Raw genomic sequence first — 16,153 nt, forward strand, 5'->3', positions numbered from 1 at the left:
GACAGCATAACGGGGCTTGCTCCCCGTCTGGTCATCAATAAGGCGATGGAGTGAAGGCATGCCTAAAGGAAATCTGGACGATCTCTCACTGTTTATGGTGGTTGTTCGTGAGAAAAGCTTCACGCGCGCCGCCGCTAAGCTGGGTATCTCGCAGTCCACGCTGAGCCATATTATCCGCGGGCTCGAAAGTCGTCTGGATCTGAGGCTGCTTAACCGCACCACCCGCAGCATTTCACCGACTGAAGCGGGTGAACATCTGATTAACCGTCTTGGGCCCCGGCTTGAAGAAATGGAGGCGGAGCTAGCGGCGCTTGAAGACCTGAAAGACAAGCCTTCCGGGCTGGTCAGGATCACCGCTATCGATCATGTGGTTGAAACGCTTATCTGGCCAAAACTTGAGCCCGTGCTCAGGCATCACCCTGACATAAGAGTTGAAATCACCTCAGATTACCGGCTCAGCGATATTGTAGCGGACGGGTATGAAATAGGCGTCCGGCGTGGCGATCAGGTTGCCCGGGATATGATTGCAGTCAGGATGGCACCCGATCAACGCATGATTATTGTCGGTGCGCCCGCCTATTTTCAGCACCACCCGGTGCCGACGTCACCGGAAGAACTCATCAGCCACCGTTGCATTAACCTGCGGCTTTCCACGCACGGTGGCCTGTATGCGTGGGAACTGGAGCGGGACGGTAACGCGGTGCAGGTTCGCGTAGACGGCCAGCTGACCTTTAACCGCGTTCAGCAGATCCTGAATGCGGTGCTGACCGGCTACGGGCTGGCTTACATGCCCGACGATATGGTTATGCCGCATATCAGAACGGGCAGCCTCATTCCCGTCATGGAAGAATGGTCGGCAACGTTTCCGGGGTACCATCTCTATTACCCAAGTCGCAAAAAAGGTTCCGGGGCCGTTTCCGTCGTGATTGATGCCCTTAAGTACCGTTAGTGAACAATGGCTGCCGATGTGGCAGAGCACACCCGGCAGCGGGCCCGGACAGCATGATTCATTCAAATCTGCCATAAGTGTTACCAGGATTACTGCATAGTTTTCACTGAAAAACTCGCCTATTGTTTTAACCTGAATGTGCAACCTGCTGTAAATAAACGCTCTTTTGGCGCGGCACACGTACGCCCACCGCCTGGGTCTGAAACTGAATTCCAGCCAAGTAAAAGAGGCAGTATGCGTATTCGTGAACTGGGAAAAAGCGGCCTTAAGGTGTCCGGACTGAGCTTTGGCTGTATGAACCTGAGCCAGGCCTACGGACCGGCAACGGAAAGAAAAGAAGCCGTCAGAATGATCCGCAGAGCGCATGCGCTGGGCGTGACTTTTTTTGATACCGCCGAGGTGTACGGCGGGCGCGAAAACGAAACGCTGGCCGGGGAAGCGCTGGCCTGGCTGATGGCCAGAAAACCGTGGATTGTCCCGATCCCGGGCACCCGTCGGGAAGCTCACCTGACAGAGAATCTGGGGGCCGCGGACGTCGAATTCACCGCCGGTGATCGGGCAGCCTTTGACGCCCGGCTTGATCAAATAACGTGCGCCGGCGCACGCCTGCCGGACAGTGAACTCGCCCTGATTGATAAAGCGGAATGACCTGATTCAACCCGTCATCCGCACTGAGTAAGGAACAGCTATGAAATTGGCTTATCGCTGCCCTCGCGACACGACAACTGCACAGAGGCTAAAAACGACCAGTATGTTGTTGGTTGCCTCACTTCTGATACTGGCAGGCACCACCCTGGCCGCGCCCGCTACAGCCGCAGCGGGCCATGTGCCCGGCACGCATGGTGCTTCCGGATCCCGTCAGCCCGGCCTGCTTAACGCAAATGATGTGCAGATCCTTTTCGTTGACCTGCAGCCGGAGCTTATCCGCGACAGCCGCACTGTGAAAGCGCCTGCTCTCTCAGCGAACGCGGCCGGGCTGGCCCGCGTGGCAAAACTCACGCATGTGCCCGTGTCTTTTTCCATTGTACCCGTCGGCGGCAAGCCCGGGCATCATCTGCCTGAGCTTGCGCAGTATGCTACGGCAAACAATACCGTTCAGCGCGTGATGGCGGGCACCTTTATGGCACCGCGCCTGGTTTCCCTGCTCGCCTCGCACCCGCGCAAGACGCTGATCGTGGCCGGATATGCGACCGAGGTGGCCGTTCTGCAAACGGTACTGGACGCGTTGAAGGCCGGTTATAGGGTGTTTTTCGTCACTGACGTGACCGGCAGCCGGTCATCACGCACCGAAGAGGCCGCCATGAAACAAATGGAAATGGCAGGTGCCATACCGACGTCCGTGCTCGCCGTGGCCGCCCAGCTTGCCCCCGACTTTTCGCGCAAACCGGGTTCAGACGTGCTGGCGGCGTTTAGCATGCTCAGCCCCCCCTGATAATACGTCCCCTTCAGATACACCGTCAGCCCTGACTGGCCTGAGGCGTTTGCCCGCATGGTGCTGTTTGCGATTGAGCAGCCCGGAGAGATGGACGTCAATGAAATCCTTTTCAGGCCGACCCGGCAGGAGAAATAACCCTGGCTGCAGGCCCGCGTTCGGGTCATGTCATTCCCTAAGACGTCATGCATCAAACAGGAGAGAAAAATGAAATACCGTAAACTGGGTCATTCCGGCACGGCCGTGTCTGAACTGGCGTTGGGCACCATGTATTTTGCCGATGAAACGTCTGAGAAAGAGGCGTTCGCTATTCTTGACGGCTTTACTGAAGCTGGCGGAAACCTGATAGACACCTCCAACGTGTACGTTAACGGTAAATCAGAAGAAGTGGTCGGCCGCTGGCTGGCTGCGCGCTCAGGCGAAGTTGCCGACCGCGTTGTTCTCACCACCAAAGGACGCTTCAGTGCCAGCCCGGACGTCAATGACGCCGGCCTGTCGCGCCGTAACCTTCAGCGCTCCCTGGACGGCTCCCTGAAGCGCCTCGGCGTTGAGCGGGTTGATTTATATCAGCTGCACGCCTCCGACATGGAAACGCCCGTTGAAGAGACGCTTCGTTTTCTGGATGAAGCCGTACGCGGCGGTAAGATCCACTATGTGGGGCTGTCCAACTTCACCGGCTGGCAGCTGCAGCTGATGATGTCCTCGGCGAAAGCAATGGGTGTGGCTGTTCCTGTCTCTATTCAGTCTCAGTACAGCCTGCTGTCCCGTGAAATTGAGTGGGAGATCGTGCCGGCGGCCCTGCATAACAGCGTCAGCCTGTTGCCCTGGTCGCCGCTGGCCGGTGGCTTCCTTGCCGGTAAATATGCGCGTGGCGGAGAGCCTGATGCCGGCATGCGTGCCGGTTCTGACAAGGCGTTGTACAGGTACGTGTCAGGGGAATATGCCGGGTCAGATCGCAACTGGGCAACCATTAATAAGGTCGTCAGCATCGCCCGAGAGATCGGCGCGACGCCCGCTCAGGTGGCACTGCGCTGGCTGGCCGATCGCCCGGCCGTGGCCGCGCCTGTCTGCGGCGCACGCACAATGGAACAGCTGCGCGACAATCTGGGCATGACGGAAATTACCCTCAGCGAAGAGCAAACCCGTTCGCTTGAGGACGTCAGTCGCCCGGTGCCCGGGGGCTATCCTTACGGCGCCTTTGGTCAGTGGCAGCGCGCCCGCTGGATGCAGGACGGCTCACCTGCACCGGAGCAGGTTATTATGCAGGGCTCCGATCACCCACTGGGGTAAAAATAAATCTCACCGGATGTAAGACAGCACCTTATTGGTACCAATAAGGTGCTGTTATGGCGTTAAAAAGGAATCAAAAAGGCCTCTAAAAAGCGCCGCTCAGGGCATTCAGGTGCTGCCGACGAACCCGGCGATCTGGTGCTGCCAGAGGCGGGTGTAGAGGCCGTTCTGCGCCAGCAGCTCCTGGTGGGTGCCCATCTCTACAATCTGCCCCTGGTTCAGCACAATCAGCCGGTCCATCCGGGCGATGGTGGAAAGGCGGTGCGCAATGGCGATCACGGTTTTTCCCGCCATCATCGGTTCCAGGTTCTCCTGCACCGCTGCTTCGACTTCGGAGTCGAGGGCGGAGGTGGCCTCATCCATAATCAGAATCGGCGCGTCTTTGAGCAGCACGCGCGCAATGGCGATGCGCTGGCGCTGGCCGCCGGAGAGCTTGGTGCCGCGCTCGCCCACGTGGGCCGCCAGCCCGGTGCGCCCCTCGGCATCATTCAGCCGCCCGACAAACTCGTCGGCGTGCACCTGCCGCAGCGCCTGCATGATCGCCTCCTCGGTCGCCTCCGGGTTGCCGTACATCAGGTTCTCGCGCAGCGAACGGTTAAGCAGTGAGGTGTCCTGCGAAATCATGCCGATCTGCGCACGCAGGCTCTCCTGGCTGACATCGGCGATGTTCTGGTCATCAATCAGCACCGCGCCGTCGGCGACGTCGTAAAACCGCAGCAGGAGATTGACCAGCGTCGACTTGCCGGCACCGGACGGGCCGATCAGGCCAATCCGCTCGCCGGGGCGGATGGTGAGGTTAAAGTGCTGGATCACCGCGTTGTAGTTGTCATAGCGGAAGCTGACATCCTTGAAGCAGATCTCCCCGCGCGGGATCGCCAGCGGCGGGGCCTGCGGGCGGTCGACGACGTTGATCGGCCGGGAGACCATTTTCACCCCGTCCTGCACCACGCCGATGCCGCCGAATACGCCGTTCACCACCCACATCAACCAGCCGGACATGCTGACAATCCGCAACATCAACCCGATCGCCAGCGCAATCGCCCCGACGCTGATCAACGACTGCGTCCAGAGCCAGAGCGCCAGCCCGGTGGTGGCGACAATCAGCAGCCCGTTCAGCACCGTGATCAGCAGGTCAATGCCGGTGATCAGCCGCCCGGCCTGCTGCGCTTTCTGGGTCTGTTCGCTGATCGCTTTGCGGATGTAGTTCTGCTCCAGCGAGGTGTGGGCGAAGAGTTTGACGGTGGTGATGTTGGTGTAGCTGTCAACGATGCGGCCCACCAGTTGGGAGTAGGCCGCCGAGGATTTCACGCCGCGCTGTTTCAGGCGGGGGATAAAGTAGCAGAGGGTCAGGATGTAACAGAGCAGCCAGGCGGTCAGCGGCAGCATCAGCCGCCAGTCGGCGGTGGCAAACAGAATCATGGAGCTGATGATAAAGATCATCACATGCCAGACGGCATCCACCGCCTGCACGGCGGAATCACGCAGGGCGTTGCCGGTCTGCATAATGCGCTGGGCAATGCGGCCGGAGAAGTCACTCTGGAAGAAGTCGACGCTCTGTTTGATGACGTAGTTGTGGTTCTGCCAGCAGATCAGGCTGCCCATGCCGGGGCTGATCGTCTGGTGGATCAGCATGTCATGCAGCCCGACGCAGAGCGGGCGCAGCACCAGCGCCACCATCGCCATCCAGAGCAGCTCGCCGCCATACTCGTCAAACAGCTCCACGGCTGAGGTATTGCTGACGATGTTGATGATGCGGCTGAGATAGTTAAACAGGATGACCTCAATCAGCGCGCCGATCAGGCCGACAATCATCAGCGCGGTAAAGCTCGGCCAGACCTGGCGCAGGTAATAAAGGTAATAGGACGAGACGTTGTTGGGGGGCGCCTCACTGGGTGCGGCCTGAAAAATGTCGATCAATCTCTCTAAACGTCGATAGAACATAGCGACTCTCACGTGTTAGGTGACTCATAGATGCAGCCGGCTGTCATCAACGGGCTGCCCCACAACATAGTGACCAGGGTCACTCTTCTTTCCCGAATGGAAACGGGTGCTGTGTCTGGCCAAAGGGCATCAAAGGTAACGCTGTGGGTCTTATGCCGGGGTCACCCGGTCACACGCCGCCGTGCCCTGAACCGCACGGTAATAACGTGTTGTGATTATTGTTCTTTTATGGGTTGGTGCTGGACACGTCCGTGACATCTACTAAGATAGTGGTTAGGTTAAAATTTAACCATGTCAGCGCAGGCGGGAAGCGGGAAGGGGAAGGCCGGGGCGCAACGTTCCCTCCGGCCTGAAGAGGAAAGCCTTGTGTTAAGCGTACAGGGAATGTGCAAAAAAGACACTTTTTTGGTACTAAAAAAGTGTAAAACCGATACGGTAATAGTACCGCTCCGCTTCACATTCAGGCAGAAAAGGGAAGGCCACTCACCAGGAAACGGACGGTTAAAAAATCAGCATTCCGTCGCCGCCGTCAGCCTCGCCGATAAAAAAGGCCGGTCAAATGACCGGCCTGTGACGAGTGGAAAACAGGGGCAGGGCGTCAGGCGTGGGCGTCAACTTTAAACACGCGGATTGCCCGTACCAGTTGGTCAGCCTGCTCCTGCATCGACTGGGCTGCGGCCGCGGACTCATTCACCAGCGCGGCGTTCTGCTGGGTCACCTGATCCATCTGGGTGATGGCGGTGTTGATCTCTTCAATGCCGGTGCGCTGTTCTGAGCTGGCGATAGTGATTTCGCCCATGATTTCGGTCACGCTCTTCACGCTCGTCAGCACCTCTTCCATGGTGGTGCCTGCTTTTGCCACCTGCTTGCCGCCCTCATCCACTTTGGAGACGGAGTCTTCAATCAGCTGGGCGATCTCTTTGGCCGCAGACGCAGAACGCTGCGCCAGGCTGCGCACTTCCGAGGCTACCACCGCAAAGCCGCGGCCCTGCTCACCAGCACGCGCCGCTTCCACCGCGGCGTTCAGCGCCAGGATGTTGGTCTGGAAGGCGATGCCGTCGATCACGCTGATGATGTCGACGATTTTCTTCGACGAGCTGTTGATCATGTTCATGGTGCTGACCACCTGCTTCACTGCCTCGCCGCTTTCCGCTGCCACGCGGGAGGCCTGCGCCGCGAGCTGGTTGGCCTGGCGCGCGTTGTCGGCGTTCTGCCGCACGGTGGAAGTCATCTGCTCCATGGCGGAGGCGGTCTCTTCCAGCGAGCTGGCCTGCTGCTCGGTACGCACCGAGAGATCCATGTTACCGGCCGAGATTTCGCTGGAGGCGTTGGCGATCAGGTCAGTGCTGCCGCGCACCTCATTGACGATTTTCAGCAGGTTATCGTTCATGTTTTTCAGTGCCTGCATCAGCTGGCCGGTCTCATCGCGGGAGGTCACGCGGATCACGGTGCGCAGGTCACCGGCTGCCACATTTTCAGCGATGCTGACCGCCTCACGCAGCGGGCTGACAATCGAGCGGGTCAGCAGGTAGCCCAGGATCACCGCCGCCAGGATCGCCAGCGCGGAGAAAATCAGGGTGATGTGGATAGCCGTCGCGCCGTCAGCCAGCGCTTTCACCCCCTCTGACTGCAACTGTGAAGACTGGGAGTCGGCGAATTTTACCGCGCTGTTCAGGAACGTATTCTGCGCCGGGGTGATTTTCAGCAGCACATATTCGGCGGCACCTTCGGCATCACCGGCGCGGATCAGGGCGATCAGCGCCTGTTTCTGTTTCTCAAACGCCTCGGCCGCCTCTTTGACGGCGGCGATTTTCTGCTGGCCGACCAGGGTGGTCTGCAACCGCGCGATCTTATCAATGGCGTCGTTGGTGCTCTGGGTGGCGCTGGCGAGCTGGCCGAAACGTTTTACGTTGTACTGCGGGCGCGGGGTATCGATCACCATGCCGCGCAGGTATTTGATCTGGTCGTTCACGCCGTCGCGCACGTCGAAGGCCAGCCTGACTTTGGTGTAACGGTCATTGACGATGCTGTCCACGCCGCTGTTGATGCTGCCGATTTTCACGGTGGCGGTGGCGCTGACGATGATCAACAGCAGGATAACCAGCCCGAATGCGGCCCCCAGGCGGAGGCCCACTCTCATATTTTTCACTGAAACCATCACTTCTTCCCCTTTAAATAGAATGCGGCAGCGCGGTCATCCCTTCATAAATGCCGGGTCGATCCGGATAACGGCCATGTACGGTGAATCACCGGCAGCACCCCCGGCCATCGCGCGGCAGGGGCTTTTTTTACGCTCGCCGAGGCTCACTAAATCGGCATCTGCCGGAAAAACTTGATGAAAATCTGTGGGTAAGATCACGTCCTGAGAGCCGCGGTGCCAAAAAACCAAGGGGGGAAACGTTAAATTTCAATGGGTTATAAAAAAGAGATAGTATAGTGCGGCTGCCGCTGCCGCGTGGGGGTTACCGGCCTGTACAACCTGGCCTGATGCCGTTTTTAACCGGCAGGGATAAGGCCCTGAAAATCAGGAGGGGAGGCGGGCAGGCATTAAAATGACGAAGGCTCCCACGGGGTGTCGGGAGCCTTCAGGGTACTGCACAATCACAAATTAACATTAACTGACTTAACAAGGTGATACTTCAATTAGCACATCTCGATGAGGTGCACTGTGATAACAGGAATATATGACACCCGATAACTATGTCCTCCTATATAACGCGTAGGAAATACTCCACTATACTTCCGGACCGGATGCTGACCGGATCAGTACACCGCCCTGCGATAGGCATTCTTTATTTCACGGCGTGATGGGGCTGCCGTTGCGTTATATTACCGCGCCGCGAAAGAGACCGCGGCAATAAAGAACCTGATTATCGCGGTAGTTCCCCCTGCGTGCGATGACAAATAGCAGTTACGTGGCCTGAAAGCGTAGTTAATCCGTTGATATTACGGGTTAACTTTCCCATACAACATCACTTCGTGGCCTTTATCGCACAGTCACAGACCTCATACTGTCTGTTGGGTAGCTCATGACAACAACAAGTATAAATAGCGGTACACTGAAAATGTGTACCCTCATCACATGTCATCTCATTGTCACCTTAAATGTAGTATTTACAGCGAGGGTGTCAAGCCCATTTTTTATAAAAAATGGGGATTTTTAGACGGCATAAAATAACATCACAGGCAGGGTGGTGGGAGCGCCTGTTATATAAAAGAAAATCACGGCAGGTGTTTTAATGTCGTCCTTGCGGCAGGTTTTTACAGCCGGTGGGCGGCCCCGCGGCTGCCGGTGAAAATGAGGGGAAATGAGAGGGCGGTGACCCGGGAAATAACCCGTTGAGATAAAATGAGATACCATAAAATCGGGCGGGCCGGCGCATGGCTATACTCTCAGCAGGCATTACATGACGCCCGCTTATTAATAAAGGAGTATGCCATGTCAGCAAAAAATGACTTTTTTAAAAAGCTACAGGAAAATATCGACGAAGAGAGGGCAGCGATTGAAGCCGTTAAAGAGGATATTGCTGTTTTCCAAAGGGAAATTGCCTTTCTTTTTGAAAATATTGAGTTATGGTTCCGTGACACCGGCGTCGAGTGCCACCGGAAAGAGACGTTTCTGACGGCCGGAAATGCGCCTTACGCCCGCTACCAGGTTCAGGAACTGTGCCTGACGAACGGCAAAAAGAGCCTCTATATCGTGCCGCAGGGGCTTTATTATTTTGGTGGGGCCAAAGGCTGCCTGCTGGTCTCCATAGGCAATAACCGCAGTGACAGAAAACTCTTTGAATTACGGATGCAGGACAGCCGCGCAAATTTTGAGAACTGGGCCATTATCGACCATCTGACGCCACACCAGGTTATCCCTTTTAATGAAGAGAACTTTTTCCGGCTTATTTATGACTTCTCCTGAGCCGCTGATTTTCCTGTGGTAAGCCGGACAACGCCGGGCGCGGCGTCAGGGCCGGCGCGCCCGGCACCCTCATTACGCCGTTTTTTCCGCCTCATTGCCCGGCCAGCGAAGCTGCGGGAAAAGCAGCAGGCGGATATTAAACAGGTAGAACATCGGCATAAAGGCGCGCCCGTCCCGCATTGCCAGCATCTCCAGCCGGAACAGCAGCAGATCCAGCTCCTCCCGCAGCGCCGGGTGCGGGGTGGATTGCAAAGACTTCATGCGCCGCTTCAGGTACAGCCCCAGCTCATGGAACATCTGCCCGCTGTCGATGTGGTGCTGCTCCAGCACCTCCCGGTGGCGGGCGTAGAAGTCGTAACAGTAGGCACCCAGCCAGGCTTCCGCAATCAGGTTGCCGCCGGACTCCAGATCCGCATCCGGGTCGAGCCGCTTGCGCGGCAGAATGATGTTCACCTTGTCGAGCGTGCGGGAGATAAACTGCTGGCGCGCCAGCAACGACGAGGCATTGCGCTCGATCTCTTTGATAAACCGCAGCAGGTCGCGCAGCCCTTTGCGCAGCGCGCGTTTGGCCGTCCAGGCCGGGCGCTTGTTGCGGATAATCGCCGTGATGACCGCCGCAAAGAAAATCCCCACCATCGCGGACATCGCCGTGTTTATCACCTTCGGCAGGTCGGGCACAAAGTGGTGGCTCATGCCGATAAACCCCGGCAACTGCGTGGCAACGCTCAGCCCGATCATATTGGTAGAGGGGCGGGCGATCACCAGCCCCAGCGCCATCAGCCCCGGCGTCAGGCAGATGATTAACGCCTCGAAGGTCACCGCCTGCGGGATCAGCAGCGCGATATAGAGCACGCTGATCACCAGCGCGATGATCACCCCTTTGATAAACAGCTTCATCGGCGTCAGCGGGGTATCCGCCCCGGCGAAGAAGGAGCTGAGGATCGCCGCCATCATCGGCGCGGTGGCCCCGTCCGCCCAGCCGCTGCCGATCCAGAACAGGCAGGAACCGAAGGTGGCGAGAAAGGCGGTCAGCGCCGAGAGCATCAACAGCCCTTTATCGATGTGGCGGTGCGCCCGCGCGTTTTTCGCCAGCCGGGTATCACCGGAGAGGTCACTGACCAGCACGCTGACGCTCTGGTACGCCCCGGCAATGCGCACAAAGTCCGCCAGCCGTTCCAGCAGGCCGATCAGCAGAATGCTCTCCTCGGTGCCCAGTGTGTTGTGCTGCCAGGCCTGTTGCAACTCCGCCTGGCAGTGATGCAGCGTCGCCTGGATCGCGGTGACCTCATTAATGGTGTCGCCATCATTCAGCCAGTGTAAAAAGGCTGCGAACGCCTGCGCCACCGGCTCCGGGAAACGGATCTGCTGCTCGCCCAGCAGGTTGAGCCGCACTTCAATCGCCGTCAGCGTCGGGATCAGGTAGGAGAGGTGCTGGTACTGCACGCTCACCAGCCGGATCAGCTTGCGCGCGGCGTCGCCGTCGTAGACGCAGTGGGTGATCAGCGTCTCCACATTCAGCGGGAAATTCGCCATCTGGATCAGGATGTCTTCCCGCTCCAGCGACTTATCTTTCGGCAGCACGGTGATCAGCTCGCTGCAGAGTTTGCGCGCATTCTGGTACCAGACGCTGACGCTCTGCTCCAGCAGGCTGCGCATCGACACCGGAAACACCAGCCGGTGTACCAGGGAGCTGCAAATAATCGCCACGGTGATCTCCTCAATGCGCGAGATCACCGTGTCGGTAATGGCACCCGCTGAGCCGACGCTGGGGAAACCCATGATCGCCGCGCTGTAGCCGGCCAGCATAAACACATAGCTTTTCGGCGTGCGGTCATGCAGGGAGAGGTAGAGGCAGAGCGCCACCCATAACGAGACGCAGAGGCTGAACAGCATCGGGCTCTGCACCGTGATGGGGTAGATAAGGAAGATAAACAGCCCGCCCAGCAGGGTGCCCAACAGGCGGAACACCGATTTGGAGAGGGTAGAGGCGGAATAGAGTTGTGAGGCGACGTAGACCGTGGTGAGCGCCCAGGCCGGTTTTTCAAGGTTGAGTTCGAGAGCAATAAACAGTGCCAGAAAGGCGGCCAGACAGGTTTTGACGGAGAACAGGACTGCGTTTTTTGTAAGCCACTTCATGAAAAGATCGTACCGGTGCACGCTGAGTGGCGCGTATCCTGCCAGAAGGATTTGGCTTGTGCGCGGGAATTTCTACTACAAGGTGTTACCAGATGGGTATTCTGATGTTTATCTTTATTTAACAGAACGTTAAAGCGAGTATTTTTGTGCGGTTTCAGTTTGTGCGGCCGCGTTTCCCCGCGGCGCAGGGTAAAGGGTTGATAGATGCCGGGTGAACGGGGAAAATCGCGGCCACAACAATAAGGAGAACCTGCCAATGGAACATCGTCAGAACGCGTGGCTGACCCGCGCAAAAATCTTCCTGGGCCGCCTGTGGCCACACCCGCTGGTGGTCGCCAAAAAACAGATTGTGCTCGCCAGCCTGGGGGCTGCCTTTGGGCTGGTGGTGACCAGCCTGTTCAGCCGCTGGCTGCTGGGTGAGGTTAACCCCTGGTTTGTGGCCCCGATGGGCGCTTCCGCGGTGCTGCTGTTTGGCGTGCCGAACAGCCCGCTGGCCCAGCCCTGGTCAATCCTCGGCGGCAACGTCTTCTCCGCGCTGATCGGTGTCACCGTCGGGCTGTGGCTGCCCCAGCCGGCCATCGCCTGCGGCGTGGCAGTGGGGCTGGCCATCGCCCTGATGTACGCGCTGCGCTGCCTGCACCCGCCCGGCGGCGCCGTGGCGCTGACGGCGATTGTGGGCGGCGCGGGCATCCACCAGGAGGGGTACTACTATGTCTTCAGCCCGATCCTGATCAACTCCCTGTGCCTGGCGCTGCTGGCCATCGTGTTTAATAACCTGGCCGGGCGGCGCTACCCGCACCCTTTGTCTGCCGCCGAGAGCAAGCCCGCCCCGGTCTCCTTTGATGTGCCGATCACCCGGGACGACCTGCACGACGCGCTGCTGGCCGGGCAGTTTCTCGACATTGATGAAGAGGATTTGCAGGCGCTGTTGCAGCAGGCGGAGCAGATCGCCGTACGCCGCCAACAGACCACGGCAAATTAAGCCACGGGGGCTACGGCCCCTTCTCAGCCCCCAGCTTTTTTTCGGGCGGCAAGCCATTAAAAACGCAGCCGCTTTTTAAATCCTTCTCTCTGTTTTAAATAACCCCTGGCCGGGGGGCTATAATCAATTTGGCTTTATTGCACATTAACTGCCCATTGCCGGAGAGGTTACCTCCCCTCTAACAGGCAGGCCCGGGCGTGTTAAATGCCGGGTAAAATAGGCTTTTTGTGCCCTCTCTTCTCGTATGTAACATTATGATAACAACACCGCAGGCGGTTTAATAAGCAACCAATTGATTATTAAGCCAAAAATCGTAAACAAATCTAAACAAAATAAAGTATTGAGTACCGGGGTAAAAAACCCTATATTGGCCGCGCTTTACCCACAGGTAGTTACTTTTTTAATTCAATTATTCAACCTGGGCGTTACCAATAACCTTGGTTGTAGGAGTGATATGATGACGGATAAAGTCCGTATTGATACTTTAGGTGCTAATTCATTAAACAGTAACAATGAAACTTATTTGGCGCGTCAGGCTGAATTCGAATCGAATGTCAGGAGTTACCCACGTAAATTGCCGCTGGCGATCGCAAAAGCCCAGGGCGTCTGGATCACGGATGTTGAAAACAATCAATACCTTGATTGCCTCGCAGGCGCGGGCACGCTGGCACTTGGCCATAACCACCCTGATGTACTGCAGAGCATCCAAAATGTCATTACCAGCGGCTTGCCGTTACATACACTGGATCTGACCACCCCGCTGAAAGACCAGTTCTCTGAATACCTGCTCTCTGTGCTGCCGGGCGAAGGCAAAGAGTATTGCCTGCAGTTCTGCGGCCCGTCCGGTGCGGACGCCGTTGAAGCCGCCCTGAAGCTGGCGAAAAAGCACACCGGCCGCAGCGGCGTGATCAGCTTCTCCGGCGGTTACCATGGGATGACCCACGGCGCACTGGCCGTGACCGGCAACCTGTCGCCGAAAGAAGCGGTCAACGGCATGATGCCGGAAGTGCAGTTCATGCCTTACCCGCACCAGTACCGCTGCCCGCTGGGCATCGGCGGTGAGGCGGGCGTGAAAGCGCTGACCTACTACTTCGAAAACCTGATCAACGACGTTGAGAGCGGCGTGCGCAAACCGGCGGCGGTGATCCTGGAAGCCGTACAGGGCGAAGGCGGCGTGAACCCGGCACCGGTTGAGTGGCTGCAACGCATCCGCAAGGTGACCGAAGAGCACGGCATCCTGCTGATCATCGACGAAGTGCAGGCAGGCTTCGCGCGTACCGGCAAACTGTTCGCCTTCGAACACGCCGGCATTGAGCCGGACATCATCGTGATGTCCAAAGCCGTGGGCGGCGGCCTGCCGCTGGCCGTGCTGGGTATCAAGAAGAAGTTCGACGCCTGGGCACCGGGCCACCACACCGGCACCTTCCGCGGCAACCAGCTGGCGATGGCGACCGGCCTGACCACCCTGAAGTTCCTCAAAGAGAACCAGGTCGCTGCCAAAGTGGCGGAGCAGGGTGAGTGGCTGAAAGGCAAACTGGCTGAGATGCAGAAACGCTACCCGGTGATCGGCCACGTGCGCGGCCTGGGCCTGATGATCGGCATCGAGATTGTGAAACCTGGCGAAGCGCAGGATCACATGGGCTGCTACCCGGCTGACGGTGAGCTCTCTGCCCTGCTGCAGAAAAAATGCTTCGAAGCCGGGCTGATCCTGGAGCGCGGCGGCCGTCATGGCAGCGTACTGCGCCTGCTGCCTTCCCTGTTGATCACCAACGCTGAGCTGGAGATCTTCCTGGATAAATTCGAACACGCCCTGTTGGCTGCCGGCATTAAACCGGTTTGAGTGGAAAAGAGAACATGACCAACCCAATTCTGGCGGCTTCTGCGCAAAGCACCGAGGCCTACCAGCAGGCTATCGCCCAGAGCAGCGCGGCCGTGGTGAAATGGCTGCAACAGCCTGAGATGTATCAGGGCAAAACCGTGGCGGAACTGCGTGAGCGCATCACGCTGGATTTCAATCCTCAGGGCCTGGGCAACCAGGCCGCGATTGAACGCGCCATTGAGTACTTCCTGAAAGACAGCCTGTCGGTACACCACCCGCAGTGCGTGGCGCACCTGCACTGCCCGAGCCTGGTTGTCAGCCAGGCGGCCGAGGTGCTGATCAACGCCACCAACCAGAGCATGGACTCCTGGGACCAGAGCCCGTCAGCCACCATCATTGAGATGAAGCTGATTGAGTGGCTGCGTACTCAGGTGGGTTACCAGCCGGGCGACGCCGGGGTCTTCACCAGCGGCGGCACCCAGAGCAACCTGATGGGCCTGATGCTGGCGCGTGACGCCTTCTTCGCCCGCCAGGGGCACTCGATCCAGCAGGATGGCCTGGTCGGCAACCTGAAGAAGATCAAAGTGTTCTGCTCTGAGAACGCCCACTTCTCCGTACAGAAGAACATGGCGCTGCTGGGGCTGGGTTACCAGTCCGTGACGCTGGTGAAAACTGACCGCTTTGCGCGCATGGATCTCAACGATCTGAAAGAGAAAGTGGCGCAGGCGCAGGCCAACGGCGAGCAGATCCTGGCGATCGTGGCGACCGCAGGCACCACGGATGCCGGGGCTATCGACCCGCTGCGTGACATCGCCGCGCTGGCCGCCGAGCACCAGATCTGGGTGCACGTCGATGCAGCCTGGGGCGGCGCGCTGCTGCTCTCTGAGCAGTACCGCGACTACCTGGACGGCATCGAGCTGGTGGACTCCATCACCCTGGACTTCCACAAGCAGTTCTTCCAGACCATCAGCTGCGGCGCGTTCCTGCTGAAAGAGGCGCGCCACTACGAGCTGATGCGCTATCAGGCGGCGTACCTGAACTCTGAGTTCGACGAAGCGCAGGGTGTGCCGAACCTGGTCTCCAAGTCGTTGCAGACCACCCGCCGTTTCGACGCCCTGAAACTGTGGATGGGCCTGGAAGCGCTGGGCCAGAAGCAATACGCTGCGATCATCGACCACGGTGTGACCCTGGCGCAGCAGGTGGCGGCCTATGTTGCTGAGCAGCCAAACCTGGAGCTGGTGATGCAGCCTCAGCTGGCGAGCGTGCTGTTCCGCTACCGCCCGGCGTCACTGGCCGGGGCTGACAATGCCGCTATCGCGCTGCTCAACCAGCGCATCGGTGATGCCCTGCTGGACTCCGGCCGTGCTAACGTCGGCGTAACGGAATTTGACGGCGTAACCTGCCTGAAAATGACGTTGCTCAACCCGACGGTCACGCTGGAAGACATCAAAGTGCTGCTGGCGCTGGTGGAAACCACCGCGCAACAACTGCCGACCGCGTAATCCCGGTCAGCTGTTAAAAAAAGCCGGTGCCCCAAAAGGGCACCGGCTTTTTTATTGGCTTGAGATTTTGAGATGAAAATATTGTTATTGACTGCTCTTTTGCTTCTTCTGCTCTTCCACATAGCCGCCATAAATCATTTCTACTTTTCCATTTTCATATTTAAAACGGGAGTCGTCATCGAAAACTAT

General features: G+C 58.2%; 10 protein-coding genes and 1 pseudogene. 8 read left to right on the plus strand and 3 right to left on the minus strand.

From position 1 onward, the window contains the following. The first annotated feature begins 58 nt into the window (after positions 1-58). From CYR32_RS09215 to CYR32_RS09235, 4 genes and pseudogenes are all read left to right on the plus strand, one after another. Positions 59-949, plus strand: coding sequence for a LysR family transcriptional regulator (locus CYR32_RS09215; protein ID WP_101824095.1), 891 nt, complete (start codon positions 59-61; stop codon positions 947-949). A gap of 234 nt (positions 950-1,183) precedes the next feature. Continuing rightward, a pseudogene (locus CYR32_RS21845) lies at positions 1,184-1,393 on the plus strand (aldo/keto reductase); the annotation flags it as partial. 244 nt (positions 1,394-1,637) lie between these two features. After that, entirely contained in the window at positions 1,638-2,381 is a 744-nt protein-coding gene (locus tag CYR32_RS09225) for an isochorismatase family protein (RefSeq protein ID WP_101824097.1), read from the plus strand. Between the two features lie 207 nt (positions 2,382-2,588). Continuing rightward, positions 2,589-3,671 carry an aldo/keto reductase gene (locus CYR32_RS09235; protein ID WP_101824098.1) on the plus strand — a complete coding sequence of 361 codons (1,083 nt, stop codon included), beginning with the start codon at positions 2,589-2,591 and terminating at the stop codon, positions 3,669-3,671. 108 nt (positions 3,672-3,779) lie between these two features. Here CYR32_RS09235 and CYR32_RS09240 read toward each other — a convergent pair whose 3' ends face one another. Further along, positions 3,780-5,612: an ABC transporter ATP-binding protein gene (locus CYR32_RS09240; protein WP_101824099.1), complete on the minus strand. Its 1,833-nt coding sequence runs from the start codon at positions 5,610-5,612 to the stop codon at positions 3,780-3,782. Between the two features lie 598 nt (positions 5,613-6,210). After that, the gene (locus CYR32_RS09245; RefSeq protein WP_101824100.1) at positions 6,211-7,770 is read right to left on the minus strand and encodes a methyl-accepting chemotaxis protein; all 1,560 of its coding nucleotides are present in this window, start codon (positions 7,768-7,770) and stop codon (positions 6,211-6,213) included. Positions 7,771-9,051: 1,281 nt separating this feature from the next. On the opposite strand from CYR32_RS09245, the gene CYR32_RS09250 reads away from it, so the two are divergent. Next, entirely contained in the window at positions 9,052-9,525 is a 474-nt protein-coding gene (locus CYR32_RS09250; protein ID WP_101824101.1) for a hypothetical protein, read from the plus strand. Positions 9,526-9,597: 72 nt separating this feature from the next. Here the strand turns inward: CYR32_RS09250 and CYR32_RS09255 are convergent, their stop codons facing one another. Further along, entirely contained in the window at positions 9,598-11,661 is a 2,064-nt protein-coding gene (locus CYR32_RS09255; protein ID WP_101824102.1) for an FUSC family protein, read from the minus strand. 256 nt (positions 11,662-11,917) lie between these two features. Between CYR32_RS09255 and CYR32_RS09260 the strand changes: the two genes are divergently transcribed. The 3 genes from CYR32_RS09260 to CYR32_RS09270 all read left to right on the plus strand — a co-directional run bounded on the left by CYR32_RS09260 (position 11,918) and on the right by CYR32_RS09270 (position 15,964). After that, positions 11,918-12,643: an HPP family protein gene (locus CYR32_RS09260; protein ID WP_101824103.1), complete on the plus strand. Its 726-nt coding sequence runs from the start codon at positions 11,918-11,920 to the stop codon at positions 12,641-12,643. Positions 12,644-13,100: 457 nt separating this feature from the next. Then, positions 13,101-14,483, plus strand: a complete 1,383-nt coding sequence (locus CYR32_RS09265; protein ID WP_101824113.1) for a diaminobutyrate--2-oxoglutarate transaminase — start codon at positions 13,101-13,103, stop codon at positions 14,481-14,483. Positions 14,484-14,497: 14 nt separating this feature from the next. Continuing rightward, complete coding sequence (locus tag CYR32_RS09270) at positions 14,498-15,964, plus strand: pyridoxal phosphate-dependent decarboxylase family protein (RefSeq protein ID WP_101824104.1); 1,467 nt, start codon at positions 14,498-14,500, stop codon at positions 15,962-15,964. The last annotated feature ends 189 nt before the right edge of the window (positions 15,965-16,153 follow it).

The sequence above is a fragment of the Chimaeribacter coloradensis genome (genome assembly GCF_002858715.1).
Taxonomy (GTDB): Bacteria; Pseudomonadota; Gammaproteobacteria; order Enterobacterales; family Enterobacteriaceae; genus Chimaeribacter; species Chimaeribacter coloradensis.